The sequence below is a fragment of the Paenibacillus sp. JGP012 genome (assembly GCF_014203995.1).
GTDB lineage: Bacteria > Bacillota > Bacilli > Paenibacillales > Paenibacillaceae > Paenibacillus > Paenibacillus silvae.
Window position 1 is genome coordinate 26142 of record NZ_JACHKG010000017.1, and the last position, 18008, is coordinate 44149.

The following is an 18008-nucleotide window of genomic DNA, read 5'->3' on the forward strand; positions in this document are numbered from 1 at the left end:
TATTAGTGTACACCGAAAAGAGATGAATCGCAAAACAAACAGCATTTTTTTTCGATTTGTCCTGTCAAAAAGCACAAGTTCGAAGCACATTTTGCAGACGTACGTAACTCCAGATTTGCGGCATACAAGCCAAAAAGCGGAAAAAGGGAACATCTCCCTCTTCCGCCTCTTATTTTTTCATGAATAAATTGAGTTAACGAGTAACCGGCTGTTTGCCAATACGCGCTGGAACGAGGTCATTCTGGATAATGTCCTGATACGACTCGCGACGTACAACAACATCTCCTTGACCGTCTTTGACAAACACAACGGCTGGACGACGAATCCGGTTGTAGTTGCTCGCCATTGAGTAGTTGTAAGCGCCAGTGCAGGCTACAGCCAGCAGGTCGCCGCTTTCTACTTTTGGCAGGTCCAGATCCCAGATCAGCATATCACCGCTCTCGCAGCATTTACCGGCTACAGAAACGGTTTCTGTGGCTGCTTCGTTTGCACGATTAGCCAGTACCGCTTCGTATTTGGACTCATACAGCGCAGGACGCGGGTTATCCGTCATGCCGCCATCTACCGCAACATATTTACGCACGCCTGGAATGTCTTTGCTTGTTCCAACCGTGTAAAGAGTTGTACCTGCTTCACCCACGATGGAGCGGCCCGGCTCTACCCAGATTTCAGGCACGGCATAACCGATTTGCGCAAAATGATTTTTCACATCATCCGTAATCGCCTTCACATACTGTGCCACTTCAAGCGGCGTATCTCCATCAATGTAACGGATTCCGAACCCTCCACCGAGGTTTACCACCTTGAATGCAACGCTCAGACGCTCATATACACTTGCTGCAAATTCAGCAACACGTTGAACCGCCATCTGGAAGCCTTCAACCTCGAAGATTTGTGAACCGATGTGAGAATGCACACCAAGCAATACCAGGTTAGGTTGTTTGGAGGCCAGTTCAATCGCTTCAAATGCTGTGCCGTTCCCAATATCGAAACCGAACTTGGAGTCCGTTTGTCCTGTCGAGATATACTCGTGTGTATGTGCCTCAACCCCCGGGGTCACACGCAGGAGAACGTTAACTTTGAGATTTTTGTCCGCTGCAACTGCTTGGAGAAGGTGCAGCTCGTTAAAGTTGTCTACTACGAAGCAGCCAATCTCGGCGTCAAGCGCCATTTCGATTTCTTCCAGCGTTTTGTTATTGCCGTGGAAGTGAATACGCTCCGCTGGAAAACCTGCCTGCAGCGCTGTGAACAGCTCTCCGTCAGATACGACATCCAGGGAAAGACCTTCCTCCGCTGCGAGGGCGCACATCGCCATAACACAGAATGCTTTACTTGCATAGGCAACCTGGAAGCCCAGACCGGAAGCGCGAAATGCCTCCATGTATTCTCTACAGCGCTCGCGAACCAACTGCTCGTCCACAACATAGAGCGGTGTGCCGAATTGCTCTTTCATATCTGTTACGTCTACTCCACCAATCTCCAGATGACCTTGCTCATTTATTCTACTTGTACCGTGTAAATACATCGTCTGCATTCCTCACTTTTTATATACTGGAACATTTGCTATTCCATTGATTTTACACCAGTATACCAAATTAAGCCGGGAGATGAATGGATTTTTCGGCACATCATTTGTGTTTTTTACTTTTTCGCAGCTCACCGTCAGGATCGTCCGACATCTTGGTGTTGTCACGTGTTTTGTTGAACGATGGACGTTTCTTGCTGACAAGCAGTGGAACCCTGAACAGAAAGTTGCCAAATGCCTTTGCATTAAACGGTATAAATGGCCAGAGATATGAAGAATTATAGGAGCGATGAGTGGTCAGAGCCACAATCAGGATTGTCGTTCCAACGACCAGACCTGGTACTTTGAATATCGCAACCGCTATCAGAAGCAGCAGCCTGATCAATCGATTCGCAAGTCCTAACTCATAACTCGGTGTCGCAAACATGCCTATAGCTGCAATAGCCATATACAGCACCACTTCATTGACAAAATAACCCGTCTTCACCGCAATATCTCCGACCAGAATGGCTGCAATCAATCCCATGGCTGAAGCGAGCGGTGTCGGGGTGTGCACAGCAGCCATGCGCAACAGGTCAACCCCGAGCTCAATCAGAAGGAACTGAATAATAATGGGCAGCTTCACACTTTCCTGAGGACCAATAAAATCCAGCCCGGGTGGTTTGAGAGAAGGCTCAATGACCATCAGCATCCACAGCGGCAATAAAAACAACGACATCAGGATACCTGCAAAACGAACCCAACGCAAATAGGTGCCCATCAAAGCGGTCTGCCTGTTCTCTTCGGCGTGTTCACAAAGATCAAAAAACGTTGTTGGCAGGATCATCACACTGGGAGACGTATCGACAAAAATAACAACGCGTCCTTCCATCAGATGAGAGGCGGTCACGTCTGGACGTTCCGAATAACGAACAAGAGGGAATGGATTCCAGCCTTTGTTAATAATCGCTTCCTCCAGCTGCTTGTCGGCAGCCGGAATACCATCGATATCCACTCGCTGTATTTTTTCACGAACTGAATCCACCTGAACCTTGTCAACGATGTCGTCAATATACACAACGCACACATCCGTCTGTGTTCTCCGTCCGACCTGCATGAGTTCAAACTTCAATCCGGGGTCCCGAATTCTGCGACGTACCAGCGCCACATTGGTCAGCAGCGTTTCCGTAAAACCATCTCGCGAACCGCGGACGACACGTTCAAGTGAAGGCTCCTCGGGCGATCTTACCGGATAACTCCGGGTGTCCATGATCAGAACGGAGCGGTCTCCTTCCACAAACATAGCGCTCATACCCATTAGCACCTTACGGATGACAGTACTCATCTTCTCGACACGTTCCACCTGAATATGGGGAATATAACATTCGAAATAGGATTTGAGTGCGTGTTCCGATACCTGGTCCGGGGAGAGATAGGTTAGTCTTTTTAACACTTCAAGCAAAATTTCATCCTTCGCAAACCCCGTTAGCAGCAGCAACCCAACATGTTTTCCACCCAGCACCATTTCCCGGAGATCGACATCAAAGGACTCGCCAAGTCCTAGCACTTGCTTGAGTGTATTTTTGTTATCGCTCATGCGGGGCGAGATTTCGTCGTTATGCTGCCAGTAATGAACAGATTCTTCAATGCTGTCAGACATCTCGTTTTGCTTTTTCTTCTGGTGGGCCCTCTTCTCTTCTTGCTTCTGAATTTCGTATGCAGACTTGTGGTTCATGTCTTCTGTAATCCCATCACCCTGTTCGTGATCCGTATGCTCAGAGCGCTCTGTATGTTCGTCCATGTCCATCCTCCTTTAACCTGTGACGCCGATTTACCGCAGATATATGAAAAAATCAAACAATGAACCTGTCATTTTCCCCAGAATCATCGCCAGCAGCAATCCAAACAAATACGACCTCATACCCAGCCTTTTGGCCAGAACAGGCAATACATTCAACACCTCTGTCAACGCCGCAGCCAACAGACCGATAAATACACCGCAGAACAGCCCCACAATGGGACTAAGCAGCATGACCCCATGCATCTTCCAATGCCAGAAATCCGCTACTGTTCCCAGTAACGAACCTCCAATAAGTGCCCCCTCGTACCAATGGGTTTTATCATAGGACTGCGTCACTTGAGCCAGCCTTGGAATCATATCCAGCACCAGAATAAGGGCTATGACACCACTCCCCACCGCAATGCCACCTGCAATGCCAAGCACAATGCTGATCGCTCCGTTAAGCACGCTCATCGTTGTTCAGCTCCCTGCGATGCTGCTCATGCATACGTTCGGTCTCTTCGATGACCACAAACTGATCCACATTTTGCTGATATAGAAACATCTCCACTTCCAGTGGTGTAGGTTCCTCATTCCACTTTTTCTTGAACAGATGATTAAAAAAGACAGCCATGCCAAAGCCAATTCCCAAGGAATAGGCAAGCTGAAACAAATACGGATGCTCATCCCGTTTACCCGTCAACATCTCCACAATCCGAATCTGAACCTCCTGCATGTTGACGTCCGCGTGAAAATTCATAATCGTCAGCGCCGAGCCGAAAAACAGCAGCAGCCATACGAGAATAAATAGCGACTTTGAAGCCTTGCCGCTGCCCGCCATTACTTCAACTAACGTATGCCCCGATCCCATCAGCTCCACGTTTACGTCAGGCAGCAACTGCCGAATCCGTGGAATAATCTGCAGAATATCAATGAGAATCAGGTTGCCGTCCTCCGGTCCGGGCCGCAGCAGTTCGAGCTCCAGCAGCTTGTGCTCCTGATCCTCGGATGAGGCCAGTACGTGAGCTATATCCCTCAGTTTGACCGCTCGCCCTCTCTGAATGCGAATTCGGCTGCGCATGCGAACGTAGACCGTTGGAGTGGGTGTCTGGGACATCCAAAGCACTCCTTTACTGCTTAATTTAGGGTGTGTCTGAAAACACTGGAGGAGGCAGATTTTGCCGATTTTTCGTTCCAAGCCAGGAAATTTTCCGCAGGCGTGCCGGGGCACGTCAAGGGAAAGTGACGCAGCATGGGGCGAAAAGGTGGTAAAAGATGCACTTCAGTGGTTTCAAGACACGCCCTTGGTTAGTATTTGAAGAATGGGCAAATTTATTACATCTAGGTTGGAAAAGAGTGTGAACGGGGCGCTGGGCGCTGCGGGATGGATCGGCATCGGGCGCTGGTTATCCCCGGATTTCTGGTTCTCTCCTCTCCAAGGAGGAAATCCTGTGATAAACGCGCTCGCTTCGCTCCTTTTACCGATTCCATCCCTACGCTGGCTTGCCCCTTCTTTTTTTCCAAAAGAGATGGAAGAAACTTGTGGGCGGCGGGCAGGGGGGATACTGAAAGCCGATTCGCGAAAGGCAAAGACATGTGGGGAAGTTGGGATAGTTAGTGCTTTTTAACAATAGCTTTTTCTCAAATCAAAAAGCACAAAAAAAACAAGTAATCCATTCCCAGATTGACTTGTTTTTTACATTTCACAAAGTGTAGACATATATTGATTTTTATTTAATTTATTTTTGAGGAAGTAATTTTTCCGCACTCGGCATTTCAGGGAACTTTAATTTCAGCTTGTCTAATACTTGTTCCGCATCAGCCTCGTCAGATGCAGGCGAGACGACCTGAATCAAATCTCTGGTCTTATCTTTGTAAGGAACTTCTCTAAGAAAAAGATTAAATGTTGTAAAATCAGCATCATGAAACATTACACCAGTCACATTGTTAAGTTGTTGTGATGAGCCGGAATATGTAACAAATGAGCTGTATATTTCACCTTCTTTTACCATATATAATGGAAACAATTTATATGCATTGGTAAATTCTAAAGAGGAAATTTTAATCGTTCCTTCAAAGTAACTCTGTCTAAACAAAGGACGATATAATTTTCCTTTCATCGTTACCGTAGCACTATCGCTGAACGTATTTGGATTGTCTTGAATTACAACTTCGTTAACCCTCTCAATCGGTGTAGGAAAAGAGTAGAACCACAAAAAAAGTGCTGACCCTAGAAGTAAAATACCTAACAAGACGTAAAAAGATTTTTTCATGAACATGGCCCTTTCCAAAGAAGTTATCCAGAAATAAAGCAAAGTTAGGAATGTTCAAAATACATGTCAATTAACTGTCTTGAATCTGAGTTGGGAAACTGAATAGAGGCAGTGTAACACTTTTGAACACCTTTCCATCAACACCAGTAAAATCTAATTTTGTAACAAATGCTGAGTTTGAGGACCCTGGATTAAGATATGCTGTGACTGCATTTGAACCGTTCTTATGCCTTGAAGGAGTATTTTTATATTGTCTACTTCCTGTTATGAAATTGGTTGCAGTTACAATATTAGTACCTTTTTTATAACTAAAGTTTCTTATACTCCATGAAACAGCACCAAATACTTCTGAAGATTTAAATGATAAATACTGCGAAGTGTCTGATTGTCCTTCTTTCTTTACATACATGAAATCAACATTCATATTATAGTCCCAATTAAAACTTGAAGTAATATTAGTTACCTCTGTTGTACTACTAAAATCAGATATGGCTTGTTTTATAGCATCGTACAATGTGATAGCAATATCAACCCCAGGGATTAAACTTGCTCCTTCTTTTGCTGATGTTACTACAAGTCCTGTTGCTGCTGCTCTAACACCACCATTTGTTGTTTGAACAGTAGTTCCACTTTGACTTATACTACTTGAACCAGTCCCTTTAGGACTAGCAACAATATGTTGGACTTCGTATCTAACTGAATCTTTTACCCAAATGGCTCTGTATGTTTCCCAGTGTACATTTGTATACCCTGTGGGCACAACCGCCATTGGACCTATACCAGTTATTTGGGCTTTTCTGGCTAGCTCTTCACTAGTTACTTCTCTTACCCCTAGTTCAAAAAGATTATCGTTGATTTTTTGAATTTCAGTTATAAGTTCTTTTACTTCTTTAACTTTCTTAACATCAGTAATATTGGTATCAATACTACTGTCTTCGATACTTTTTTGCACCATAGATAGTTTAGTTTTAAGTATCGTTCTTTCAGACATGAGATTATTAATGGTCTCTTCTCTAGAGTCTGCTGGATAGGGACCTGTTTCTGTAACTTCGTTTGCATGAGTAACAGAGATAGGACTAATTACAAGTAAAAGCACGAACAAAAGAAGAACATATTGTTTTATTGAGTTCAAATTTACCACTACTTATCATTTTATCCATGTAATTATATTCCAAAAATTAAGTAATATCAAATTAAACCGAAGACAAAAAACCTCCCACGCATAATAGTGCGAAAGAAGGTTGTTAATTGTCGTATGGTTTTGTATGTTAATTTATTTATTTTCATCTGAATGCATGGTTGTATAAACTCTGCATCTGGTTTCGTGCAATATGACATCACTGCGCGATCTGATCGCGGATGGATTGTAATATTTTTTTCTCCAGACGTGATACCTGCACCTGGGAAATGCCCAGCCTGCTTGCCACCTCGGATTGTGTCTGATCCCGATAATACCGCAGATACACAATAAGTCGTTCCCGCTCACTGAGGCCGCCGATTGCTTCATTCAGCGCCAGCTTGTCGAACCACTTCTCCTGCGTTTCATCCGCAATCTGATCCATTAGTGTAATCGGATCACCATCATTTTCAAATACGGTCTCATGAATAGAGGTCGGCGGTTTGTTCGCCTCTTGGGCGAAGACGACTTCCTCCGGAGTAACCCCGAGTTCAGCGGCAACCTCCTTGATCGTTGGCAGCCGATCCAGATGTTTGGACAGCTCATCCCGCTTTTTGCGGACTTTGTTAGCCATCTCTTTCAGCGAACGACTAACCTTGAGGGTCCCGTCATCCCGCAGGAAACGCTGAATCTCACCAATGATCATCGGTACCGCATACGTCGAGAACTTTACGTCATAACTGAGATCGAACTTGTCCACTGACTTGAGCAGGCCGATACAGCCGATCTGGAACAGATCCTCCGGTTCATATCCCCTGTTCATAAAACGCTGCACGACGGACCAGACGAGTCTGATGTTGCAGTTCACCAGCGTATCCCGAGATACATGGTCACCCGACTGACTGAGCGCAATCAGCCGTTTGACCTCGGCATCGTCCAAGTAGGTCTGTGAAGATGGTTTCACTTCAGCATCCATAAGAATACCAACCCCTAATTATACAATGCTTTCTTGGATTCAATCCTTTTTTTCATCTTGATGGAGGTGCCTCTGCCGGGCTCGCTGCTGACTTCGAATTCATCCATGAAGTTTTCCATAATGGTAAAGCCCATGCCCGACCGCTCAAGTTCGGGTTTGGACGTATACAGCGGCTGTTTCGCCAGATCAAGATCCTCAATGCCTTCACCGCGGTCTTCTACGATGATCGTAATCATATCCTCACGAATCTCGGCCTGAATGGTCACTACACCTTCCGGGTTGTTGTTGTATCCGTGAATGATACTGTTGGTCACCGCCTCGGAGACAACCGTTTTCAGATCGCTGAGCTCGTCCATCGTCGGATCAAGCTGCGAGATAAAAGCAGCTACCGTCACCCGGGCAAACGATTCATTCTCCGACTTGGCCGCGAATTGCAGATTCATGAAATTTGTCCCTGTTCCTTCATTCATGAGACGACCTCCAGACCTGAGAGAGCAGTTCCCTCATTTTCGTATATCGGCATGATCTTGAACAACCCCGACATTTCCAGCAAACGATACACCGGCGCATTGACATCGCAGACGACCATTTTGCCGCCTTTATTTTTGATCAACTTGTACCTTCCCAAAATAACACCAAGCCCCGAGCTGTCCATAAATTGCAGATCCTTCAGGCTGAGTACCAGGTGTTCACTTTGTCTGCGCTGAATCGCTTCGTCCATCTGCATGCGAACCATATCGGCTGTATGGTGATCCAGCTCCCCGGATAATCGTACAATCAAAATCCCGCGGTGATGTTCCATGTCCACATTCAAGTTCACGTTTGCCCACTCTCCTCCCTGTCTTGAACAAGGATTTCTACGCTGCCAGAAGCTTTTCCTGCCCCCCGACAAAACTAGAAGAAAACCCCTATTTAACTACAAAAACTGTTCAAGGTGCAAGGAGAAAGACGTTTCTTGCCATTTAATCAAACAAGCCCGAGGTTGTGCGCTTGAACAGCTTCCACCAGCCTGCTTTGCCTACATCCTGCGGAGCCTGGATATCAAACTCCTTAATGACTTCGTTGCCCTGATAAACGACAAGCTTGCCCACACTTTGTCCGGCTTTGATCGGTGCTTTCAGTTCCTTGGCGACAATAAGTTCATGACGAATATCATTCGACTTGGCCCCTTTGCGCATCAGGACACTGTAGTTTTGGGAGGCATTCAGCGGCAGCTCGGCGACATCGCCTTTTTCAATTTTCAGACTGCCCAGCAGATCGCCCGCTTTGTAGAGTGCTTTCATTGTGTATTGAGCAAAGGCGTAGTCGAACATTGAAGAAACTTCACTGTTTCGGGTTTTGGTATTCGGCTCACCCAGAACAACAGCTACTACACGCAGCCCATCCTTCGAGGCGGTAGCCGACAGACAAAATTTTGCTTCCGAGGTGTACCCGGTTTTCAAACCGTCTGCTCCCTGATAGAAACGCACAAGTTTGTTTGTATTCACAAGCCAGAACGGCTTCTCGGAGTCTTTACGCAAGTAATCCTGATAAGCTCCTGTATATTTGGTAATGCCTTGATGTTTCAACAATTCACGGCTCATCACCGCAATATCGTGAGCAGAGGAGTAATGATTAGCCACTGGCAGACCGTTCGCATTGGCAAAACGTGTATCCTTCATGCCCAGCTCCTGCGCACGCTCGTTCATCAGCTGCACAAACGCCTCTTCCGAGCCAGCCAGCTTCTCTGCCATCGCGACCGATGCATCATTGCCAGAGGCCATAGCGATTCCTTTTAACATATCATCTACAGACATCTCTTCACCAGGCTCGAGAAAAATCTGTGAACCGCCCATAGACGCCGCATATTCACTCGTTCTCACTTTATCCGTTAATTTGAGCTTGCCCGAATCAATCGCTTCCATTGTAAGCAGCATCGTCATAATCTTCGTAATGCTTGCCGGAGGCAGCTGATCATGACTGTTTTTCTCATAAATAACGGTGCCCGTGTCCGCATCCATCAAAATGGCAGAGCGTGCCGATGGAGCCAAATCCGCTCCCCCACTAACCTTGGGTGACTCTTCAGCCGACGCCGGAGCCGCCATTAGAGGCAGCAGCATACAAACGGTCATGAAAGATGCCATTATTCTTTTTCTCACTAGGTTCCCTCCTCAAATGAAATGCTCGGTGTCTATCCTCGCATGTACTGCTAACCATTGTCGGCCCGTTCGCAGTAAATTATTCCATTCTCAGCAGGTTTTCCCTAACTTTTTTTATCGAAGTAAGAGACATAGCTTGTCTTTGTTGAAAGAGTATGATTATTGAGACTGGATATTTACCTGATCGGGAAAGGGTATACGTTCATGAAATGTTTCATTACCGATATTCTTTTATAGGATTTACCTATATATGTAATCGTTATTATATATTTCCCCTATGAACAGCACCGATTTATGATGTATATGTCACAAGTTAAATATTTAAGGAGGGAGAATCCGATGTCTTTTTTTGATATGAATATTCATTTTATAGATGGCAGCCCAGCTGATTTAACAATGTACCGAGGCAAAGTGCTGCTTGTTGTTAACACAGCCAGTAAGTGCAGCTACGCTCGTCAATTTACGACTCTGCAACAGCTGTACGATAAATACCAGCATTATGGTTTTGAAATTCTTGCTTTTCCTTGTAACCAGTTTAATGAGAAGGAACCCGGGCACAATGCCGAAGTGAAAGCAGATTGTGAAAATCTGTTCAAGCTGACATTCCCGTTATTTGAAAAAATAAAAGTTAGAGGGTTAAATGCCCACCCGATCTTTCAGTTCTTGACTGAACAAGCACCATTTCCAGGTTTTGATACTGAAACGGCCAGCGGGGAGTGGATGGATCGTTTTTTGAAGGAGAAATTCCCCGATATTTACGAGGGATACGGGATCAAATGGAATTTCACGAAGTTTTTGATTGATCAGAGCGGTCAGGTGTGCGGAAGATATGAGACAACAACAGAACCCATGGAAATAGAGCCTATGATCCAATCATTGCTTTCAATCTGATTGAAGATGAAAGCAGCGTACACGCTATGTACACGAGATCCTTACCTCCTGGTTATCACTAAAAAGGGAACAAATCATGGAGAATACCTCATTCCACGATTTGTTCCCTGTTCCATTCGTTAAATCAAGGAAGATGAATTCAATTCAAACTTCCCTCTCTCTCACTATTACATCTTCGGAATAACAGCCAGCACAAGCGCAAGGAAAGCTTCGCGAACACGTTCCGTTGTTTCCATTACTTCGTCATGTGACAGTGGCTGATCCAGTATACCGGCAGCCATGTTGCTGATACAGGAAATGCCCAGCACTTCGAGACCCGCATGACGAGCTACAATGACCTCGGAAACAGTAGACATGCCTACCGCATCTGCACCCAGGGTACGAAGCATTTTAATCTCAGCTGGTGTTTCATAGTTTGGTCCGAGCATGCCTGCATATACACCCTCCTGCACCTTGAAGCCCTGCGCAGCTGCCGTATCCTTCGCAAGCGCACGCAAGCGGCGGCTGTAGGCTTCAGACAAGTCAGGGAAGCGTACGCCAAGCGCAGCATCATTCGGTCCGATTAACGGGTTTCTGCCCGTCAGGTTCAGGTGATCCGAGATCAGCATCAAATCTCCCGCTTCATAGGATGTATTAACACCGCCAGCCGCATTCGTTACGAGCAGGCTGCCTACACCCAAAGCTTGCATGACACGAACCGGGAACGCTGTCAGTTCCGGGCCATATCCTTCGTACATATGAAAACGGCCTTTCATCATTACAACGGGACGGCCCTGAATCGTGCCAATCAGCAGCTCGCCTTCATGTCCTTCTACAGTGGACACCGGGAAATGCGGAATGTCCTGGTAAGCAATACTCACACCATCTTCAATCAGCTCGGCAAGCACGCCGAGACCTGATCCGAGAATCAAGCCAACTTCCGGCTTGATCGCACTTTTACTCTGAATATAAGATGCCGCTTCTGTAATCATCTGTTGGTTTAAAGCTGTCATAAGATGTAGTTCCTCCTTGAGTAAAAACGATCCGTTTATGAGCAGCAGCTGCATTACCTGTACCCAGTCTTGGGCAGTCCAGTATTCATAACATGCAGCTGCCTATGTATTAACGGCGTTTGGTTGGGTTCGAATTTATTTTACTCTAAAATGTTCCATCACTCCGCTGCCCAATTGTGAAGAATATACGGCAAAAGCTATTTTGCCCGCGGATGATGGGTTTCATAAATTTCCTTCATCGTTTTGCGCCCATGCTGGCTGTATTGCTGTCCGGGCTGCTCAACATGCCCCAGCATATCCTGCACTGCACGCGTGTCTGCCCCGCTTGCGATCAGATGGGCTGCAAAGGAGTGGCGCAGTGTATGCGGCGTAATCTCACCCGAAATGCCAGCATCCACTGCTGCTTTTTTCAGCAGCTTCCAGAATCCTTGCCGGGTTAATCGTCTGCCGGACACGTTTACAAACAGCGCCTGCTCGTCCAATCTGCCCTTGAGCATTTGCTCCCGATACTGATTGATATACACACTGGCCCAGTGAGCGGCAGGAGCGCCGATCGGAAGAATACGTTCTTTCCCTGCCCCGCCGCACCTTATGAAACGCATCCCGGGCTGCACATCGCGAACATCAAGCGCAATGAGCTCCGACACCCGTATGCCTGTGGCATATAACAGCTCCAGCATCGCCCGATCTCGTACCCCATGCGGCGAATTGATGTCAGGAGCGGCAAGCAGTAATTCGATCTCTTCCACGGTCAGCACTTGAGGTGGTGTTTTGTCAGCCTTGGGTGCCTCGACATCAAACGTAGGGTCTTGAATAATCTCTCCACGCCGCATCAAAAAATGAAAGTACGAGCGCAGTGATACGATGCTGCGGGCAATCGTTGCATTTGCACGGCCATCCTGCTTGAGCTGACCGACAAACAAAACAACATGTGTACGTCTTACCTCGCTCGCTTCACGGATGCTGTATTCCTTTCTCACAAATTCCACGAACTTGTCCACATCTCGGAGATACGATTCCAGCGTGCTGCTGGACATCCCCTTATCTTCTTCCAGGTATAACGCATAGGCGTGTATGGTCTGATTCATGTTCAACACTCCTCATCTGACAGCAATGCCAACAGGTTGACTGCTGCTTCCGTATTTGCATCCCTGGCTGCCGCACAGCTCTTCATATGCTGACTGACAGCTATTCCCCGTACCAATAGAAGAGACGGAGTCGCTCGGCCATCGTAGGACGTGCTTCTCCAATGCCTGACCAATCCGTTTCCTGAAATACCTTGACCGCGTTGCCGGTTGGAATCTGATACTGATCCACAGGTGAGATCCAGCCGTTAAACAGATCAAGCACGTGATAGAACAAATATACAAGCGCTACGAAAAATATAATAAAACGTATAAAACGGAGCCCTCTCCGTACAGATATTATCATCGAAATGTCCCCTTCCGTGTTCAAGTCCAGTATGGCCCTTGAAACAGGGTATGTCCTTACACAGAGGATTATACCTGGGTGAGGAGGACCTCACACGAGGTACGGGACCAAAAAAGCTCCCCCGTCAAAACCGCCGGTGAGAGCTCGAAGATAGGCTATGTTATTCTTCATCTTTGGGCTTTTGTTCATTTTTAGCTTTGCAACGATAACAAATTCCATGAAAGTCCAATCGGTGATCTACAACCGAAAAGTTAAATTCCCGCTCCAGTCGTTCTTCAAGCGGTCCAAGCCAGTCCTCACGTATTTCATCCATACTTCCGCATTGCACGCAGATTAAGTGATGATGGTGATGCTTGGATGTATCTCCGCGCAGATCATAACGCGCTACACCGTCGCCGAAGTTGATTTTCTCTACAACATGCAGCTCACTCAGCAGTTCGAGGGTACGGTACACGGTTGCCAGACCGATTTCGGGAGCCTTTTCTTTAACGAGCATGAATACGTCCTCTGCGCTCAGATGATCTTCTTCATTCTCCAAAAGGACTCTGACGGTGGCTTCCCGCTGGGGCGTTAATTTATAACCTTGGGACTGTAGTTGCTGCTTAATTTTATCGATCCGTGCTTCCATTTTCTCCCTCCCCCTAGGAAATCACTGCACACTGCAACTTAACCCACTCTTTTCATTATAGGGGGAGTTCAATATTAAAGTCAACATTTTAGACCATTGCAGAACAACCTAAACGGGAAGCAGCATCGGAGTCACCCAGCGCATCATTGCAGGCGTAACCCACGTTTCAAAAGACGCAACGCCAAGCAGCAGCACCGCCATGACCACTGTCAAAATAACGTAGGAAGCAAACGGCCTTTGGCGACTTGGTGCACGATGCATTAGTACCCGATTACGAATGATATATAACGAGAATGTCATGGCAGCCACACTGCAGATAAGCAGAATCGGAATGACAAACAGATTATGCGGTGCCACCGACACAAGCGCGAACAGCAACCCTTTCCATGAATACTGTCCCACGAGGTAACCTACCGTAAAACCAATCAGCACCCCTTTCAAAAAATCGAGCACCAGTATGCCTGGTAGGCCGACAACGGACAAGCCAAGAATAAAGATCAGCCCGACCCATTTCAGATGAAGCATGGCAATATCCCAGTAGGTTCCGGTATCCACGCCTTGAGAGCTATGCTGCACAGTCATGAAGAAGTTGCCCAAATATCCTTCAAGATCCTGCCGCTGCTCCAGGGACAGGGCGTTGACCATCAATGCGCCAAAGATAACACCGACCAGAAACAATACAGCGACGAATACATATAACGAGGTTTGTCCTTTAAACGTAAAATAGGAAGAACGCATTCAGGTACGAGTCCCCTTTCCGATAATGCTGCTGCAAGGATTCGCTACGATCTCATCATCCTTATAATTCAGCTTATGAACCGGGACTCGCCTGTATGACATCTTGTCCGTGTGATAATGCTCTAATCCTTCTGTACATTTGTTGCAACTTTGCCATACGTACCGCCGCCTCCGGAGGACAGCACTAACTTCCCTTCCCGGGCAGCAACAATCAGCTCTGCGAGCACCGGACCAACCACCTCAGCCAGCTGTGCTTCGTCCGTACGATGCAATACTGCCATCTCTGTGCCAAAACGATCCAGCAGCTGACGCAGCTTGGCTTTTCCAAGCCCCGGAATGAACTCGAGTGGAACCTGATAGTGATAAGGTGGTCTTCCTGGGGGAAGCTCCGGCTGCTCCCGGTCTGCAATAGCCAGAATCCGGTCAAGCACTCCTTGAACCAGCTTCTGGCTGCCGCACAGCGGACACCGTTCTGCTGACAGATCTTTCTCGTCCATAACGCTGCCGCATGCTGCACAATATGTCCGATGATACTTCCCAAGTCTCGGATTCAAGCCGTAATTGGCAGCAATACGTCTTCCTTCTTTACCTTGAAGTGCCTTAGCAAATTCATCAAAGGAAGCATTAGCAAGCTGCAGCTCATTGTACTCCCGTCCGATCTTCCCCAGGGAATGTGCATCCGAGTTGGTCAGGAAGGGCACCTGATCCAGTTCCCGAATGTAACTGGCCATGGACGAATCCGAGCTGAGTCCCAGCTCAATCGCATCCACAAGACGGGTATCCAGCACTTCTTTCATACGAGAAGCTGTACTGCCGTATATGCCTTTGTGCGGTGTGAACACATGAGCGGGTACAATAAGCCCGCCGCGTGCCTTGATCTCCGCTTGCATCTCCATGGCAGGCACGTAGACCCGCTGGGAGCTAAGGTTTACATTTTTCATATATCGTGTCATCCAGGCGGTAAAGGACTTCATCGTGCTCAGGTCACGAAAGTAGGCCAGCATATGAAATTCACGCATTTCAGGCTCGCGCAGCTCAATCTCTGTACCAAGCAGAATCGTTGTATCCTGATAAGCGATGCCCCCGCCCTCAATCTCGGACATCGTACCATTCTCCAATAGCTCTTCAATATCTCGCTGCACCACAGGTGAATGACAATCAATGACACCCAGCAATTGAATGCCTTTGCGATGTGCTGCCTCCCGGGCAATGTTCTCGAAGGTCAGATCACGGCTGCCGCTGATTTTAACTGCTTCACCGCGGGAAGTACGCCCGATGTGGATGTGCAGGTCTGCATAACAGGGCTGCCACAGCGCCGTTGTTCCCGTGTCCTTTGCCATTCTTTAAAACCGTCCTGTCGTTCTGTAAATATCCCACGCATACACGGCCATCATCGTCTTGGCATCACTAATCCGGTTTTCATCCATCAGCTTGTAGGCTTCCTCCAGTGTAATCTCCGATACTTCAAGGAACTCGTCCTCGTCCAGTGCCATACCTCCGGCTTCCAGCTCTTCGGCGATGTACAGATGAATAATCTCGTCTGCAAAGCCCGGTGAGGTGTAAAAGGAACGCAAATGGCGCAGCGATCGGGCTGTATATCCCGTCTCTTCCTTCAGCTCACGTGCGGCTGCAATCTCTGGCTGCTCTCCAGGGTCCAGCTTGCCTGCAGGAATTTCCACCTCGGTACGTCCCATCGCCTGACGGTATTGATCCACAACCAGCATGCGGTCACCCTTTAGTGCCAGCACCGCTACCGCTCCCGGGTGTTTGATGATCTCCCGGGTTGCTGTCTGCCCGTTGGGCAGCTTGACCGTATCGACTTGAAGTGAAATCACTTTTCCCTCAAAGATCGGCTGTGTTGAAATCGTCAATTCATCAAGCTTCGGATTCGCCGGCTGCTTGGCATAGATTGTTTCAGCAGATGTTCTGGATTTCATGTGTACTTCAGCTCCGTTTCTATTGGTTGTGAGTTCGATTGAACAAAGATGATTGTGTAAAAAATTCGTTCAATTGAACTGAGATGTATAAATCATTGTTTTTGGGCATATGGTGAGCCTATAAGAAACTAACTGTGCTTTTCTTAAAGCAAACGAATGGTTAGTCACAAGGGGGACGATTTTTATGAAAAGTTATCTCACACCTCAAACGGCACATGTGGTTGGACAAGCCAGACAAGTCCAGCTTATTCTTAGACAGTGGATGCGCGAATGGGGCCCTGACACCAAACTAGTCGACATGCTGGCTGGGCGCAGGAGCTAGTCCTGTCATTGTTCAAAAAGTCCGAACTCGGTCTGAACCGAATTCGGACTTTCATTTTCTTTTTCTTTTTCTTTTTCAACCAGCAACCAGCGCTGTGATTACATGAACCTTACTTCCCGGCAGCCGTTTCCTGTACAATCGCCACTACCACCCGGGACAGCTTCACGAGATCCTCAGCACGAATGCGCTCTTTGGTTGTATGAATATCTTCATATCCTACCGCAAGGTTCACTGTTGGAATGCCGAATCCATTGAAAACGTTGGCGTCACTGCCCCCGCCGGAGGCAAATGTGCTCGTTTCAAGGCCAAGGCTTCGGATCGCCCGCTGTGCAAGTTGCACCACTTCATGATCGTCATGGAAGCCAAATGCAGGATATTTGATTTCACTGCGGAACTCTGCCGTAGCCCCATATTTGCGGCAGGTCGTCTCCAGCGCTTCACGCATTTCGGCCACCTGCTGTTCAATCTTCTCCTGCACAATGCTGCGTGCTTCCGCCTCAATCTGAACAAAATCACATACAACATTCAGCGCGGAGCCGCCCTGGAAGCGTCCGATATTCGCCGTAGTCTCATCATCAATGCGTCCAAGCTTCATCGCCGCAATTGCTTTGGCTGCAACCTGAATTGCACTGATGCCATCTTCTGGATTCACGCCAGCATGTGCTGACTTGCCATAGATGTTCATCAAAATTTCGGCTCTGGCCGGTGCCGCTACACAGATTGTGCCTACCGCACCGTTGGAGTCAAGCGCATAACCAAATGCAGCATCAATGTCCTTGGGATTCATCGCACGTGCACCCGCAAGAGCAGATTCCTCGCCAACGGTAATCACAAACTGGATTTTTCCGTGCGGAATGTTATTTTCCTGAATGACCCGAATCGCCTCAAACAAAGCTGCGATACCAGCTTTATCATCCGCCCCGAGAATCGTTGTGCCGTCACTGCGAATCCAGCCGTCCTGACCCAGCTCCGGTTTGATGCCTTGTCCAGGGGTTACGGTGTCCATATGGCATGTGAAGAAGACGGGATCAACACCTTCCACACCCGCAGCCTCCATCGTAACGATCAGGTTGCCCGCACCGTGACCCGTCTGGTTCATCGTATCGTCCTCATAGACGTGCAGGCCGAGGCTTGCGAATTGTTCCTTTAATACCTTGGATATGTTTTGCTCATGTTTGGTTTCGCTATCTGTCTGCACCAGTTCCATAAACTGCTGAATGACACGCTGTTCATTAATCATTAGACTTTCCTCCCTATCGTAGATACGGTACAATAATGTTA

At 47.4% G+C, this 18008-nt stretch carries 21 protein-coding genes; 3 read left to right on the forward strand and 18 right to left on the reverse strand.

What is annotated here, in order from left to right:
* Positions 1–193: 193 nt before the first annotated feature.
* The 4 genes from lysA to HNR77_RS19210 form a co-directional block, all read right to left on the reverse strand.
* The gene (gene lysA / locus HNR77_RS19195; RefSeq protein ID WP_184187800.1) at positions 194–1525 is read right to left on the reverse strand and encodes a diaminopimelate decarboxylase; all 1332 of its coding nucleotides are present in this window, start codon (positions 1523–1525) and stop codon (positions 194–196) included.
* Between the two features lie 103 nt (positions 1526–1628).
* Positions 1629–3305 (reverse strand): spore germination protein, encoded by a 1677-nt coding sequence (locus tag HNR77_RS19200; RefSeq protein ID WP_184187803.1) that lies wholly within the window; start codon positions 3303–3305, stop codon positions 1629–1631.
* A gap of 30 nt (positions 3306–3335) precedes the next feature.
* Positions 3336–3758, reverse strand: a complete 423-nt coding sequence (locus HNR77_RS19205) for a stage V sporulation protein AB (protein WP_184187804.1) — start codon at positions 3756–3758, stop codon at positions 3336–3338.
* The gene (locus tag HNR77_RS19210; protein ID WP_184187807.1) at positions 3745–4401 is read right to left on the reverse strand and encodes a stage V sporulation protein AA; all 657 of its coding nucleotides are present in this window, start codon (positions 4399–4401) and stop codon (positions 3745–3747) included. Before HNR77_RS19210 ends, HNR77_RS19205 begins: the two co-directional genes overlap by 14 nt.
* Positions 4402–4462: 61 nt before the next feature.
* Here HNR77_RS19210 and HNR77_RS19215 point away from each other — a divergent pair, with 61 nt between their 5' ends.
* The gene (locus HNR77_RS19215) at positions 4463–4603 is read left to right on the forward strand and encodes a hypothetical protein (protein WP_184187810.1); all 141 of its coding nucleotides are present in this window, start codon (positions 4463–4465) and stop codon (positions 4601–4603) included.
* A 420-nt stretch (positions 4604–5023) separates the two neighbouring features.
* Here HNR77_RS19215 and HNR77_RS19220 read toward each other — a convergent pair whose 3' ends face one another.
* The 6 genes from HNR77_RS19220 to HNR77_RS19245 all read right to left on the reverse strand — a co-directional run bounded on the left by HNR77_RS19220 (position 5024) and on the right by HNR77_RS19245 (position 9734).
* Positions 5024–5557: a hypothetical protein gene (locus HNR77_RS19220; protein WP_184187812.1), complete on the reverse strand. Its 534-nt coding sequence runs from the start codon at positions 5555–5557 to the stop codon at positions 5024–5026.
* A gap of 70 nt (positions 5558–5627) precedes the next feature.
* Entirely contained in the window at positions 5628–6653 is a 1026-nt protein-coding gene (locus HNR77_RS19225) for a hypothetical protein (protein WP_184187815.1), read from the reverse strand.
* 241 nt (positions 6654–6894) lie between these two features.
* Positions 6895–7650, reverse strand: a complete 756-nt coding sequence (gene sigF, locus HNR77_RS19230; protein WP_110895204.1) for an RNA polymerase sporulation sigma factor SigF — start codon at positions 7648–7650, stop codon at positions 6895–6897.
* 14 nt (positions 7651–7664) lie between these two features.
* Entirely contained in the window at positions 7665–8120 is a 456-nt protein-coding gene (spoIIAB, locus tag HNR77_RS19235) for an anti-sigma F factor (RefSeq protein WP_110895206.1), read from the reverse strand.
* Positions 8117–8470 carry an anti-sigma F factor antagonist gene (gene spoIIAA, locus HNR77_RS19240; protein ID WP_110895208.1) on the reverse strand — a complete coding sequence of 118 codons (354 nt, stop codon included), beginning with the start codon at positions 8468–8470 and terminating at the stop codon, positions 8117–8119. The genes spoIIAB and spoIIAA overlap by 4 nt, the downstream gene beginning before the upstream one ends.
* A gap of 142 nt (positions 8471–8612) precedes the next feature.
* Complete coding sequence (locus HNR77_RS19245) at positions 8613–9734, reverse strand: D-alanyl-D-alanine carboxypeptidase family protein (protein ID WP_260410699.1); 1122 nt, start codon at positions 9732–9734, stop codon at positions 8613–8615.
* A gap of 393 nt (positions 9735–10127) precedes the next feature.
* Here HNR77_RS19245 and HNR77_RS19250 point away from each other — a divergent pair, with 393 nt between their 5' ends.
* Positions 10128–10679 (forward strand): glutathione peroxidase, encoded by a 552-nt coding sequence (locus tag HNR77_RS19250; RefSeq protein WP_184187821.1) that lies wholly within the window; start codon positions 10128–10130, stop codon positions 10677–10679.
* Between the two features lie 167 nt (positions 10680–10846).
* Here the strand turns inward: HNR77_RS19250 and HNR77_RS19255 are convergent, their stop codons facing one another.
* The 7 genes from HNR77_RS19255 to HNR77_RS19285 form a co-directional block, all read right to left on the reverse strand.
* On the reverse strand, positions 10847–11671 hold the full coding sequence (locus HNR77_RS19255; RefSeq protein ID WP_184187823.1) for a purine-nucleoside phosphorylase: 825 nt from the start codon (positions 11669–11671) through the stop codon (positions 10847–10849).
* A 197-nt stretch (positions 11672–11868) separates the two neighbouring features.
* Positions 11869–12759: a tyrosine recombinase gene (locus HNR77_RS19260; protein ID WP_184187825.1), complete on the reverse strand. Its 891-nt coding sequence runs from the start codon at positions 12757–12759 to the stop codon at positions 11869–11871.
* A 100-nt stretch (positions 12760–12859) separates the two neighbouring features.
* Positions 12860–13102 carry a DUF4227 family protein gene (locus HNR77_RS19265; protein ID WP_184187827.1) on the reverse strand — a complete coding sequence of 81 codons (243 nt, stop codon included), beginning with the start codon at positions 13100–13102 and terminating at the stop codon, positions 12860–12862.
* Between the two features lie 160 nt (positions 13103–13262).
* Positions 13263–13730: a ferric iron uptake transcriptional regulator gene (fur, locus tag HNR77_RS19270; protein ID WP_090922447.1), complete on the reverse strand. Its 468-nt coding sequence runs from the start codon at positions 13728–13730 to the stop codon at positions 13263–13265.
* A 108-nt stretch (positions 13731–13838) separates the two neighbouring features.
* Complete coding sequence (spoIIM, locus tag HNR77_RS19275) at positions 13839–14468, reverse strand: stage II sporulation protein M (RefSeq protein WP_145403903.1); 630 nt, start codon at positions 14466–14468, stop codon at positions 13839–13841.
* Positions 14469–14590: 122 nt separating this feature from the next.
* On the reverse strand, positions 14591–15808 hold the full coding sequence (locus tag HNR77_RS19280; protein WP_184187829.1) for an endonuclease Q family protein: 1218 nt from the start codon (positions 15806–15808) through the stop codon (positions 14591–14593).
* Between the two features lie 3 nt (positions 15809–15811).
* The gene (locus HNR77_RS19285; RefSeq protein ID WP_184187831.1) at positions 15812–16405 is read right to left on the reverse strand and encodes an NUDIX domain-containing protein; all 594 of its coding nucleotides are present in this window, start codon (positions 16403–16405) and stop codon (positions 15812–15814) included.
* Positions 16406–16589: 184 nt separating this feature from the next.
* Between HNR77_RS19285 and HNR77_RS19290 the strand changes: the two genes are divergently transcribed.
* The gene (locus HNR77_RS19290) at positions 16590–16727 is read left to right on the forward strand and encodes a Z-ring formation inhibitor MciZ (RefSeq protein WP_184187833.1); all 138 of its coding nucleotides are present in this window, start codon (positions 16590–16592) and stop codon (positions 16725–16727) included.
* A gap of 109 nt (positions 16728–16836) precedes the next feature.
* Here HNR77_RS19290 and HNR77_RS19295 read toward each other — a convergent pair whose 3' ends face one another.
* Positions 16837–17967 carry a M20/M25/M40 family metallo-hydrolase gene (locus HNR77_RS19295; protein WP_184187836.1) on the reverse strand — a complete coding sequence of 377 codons (1131 nt, stop codon included), beginning with the start codon at positions 17965–17967 and terminating at the stop codon, positions 16837–16839.
* Positions 17968–18008 lie beyond the last annotated feature (41 nt).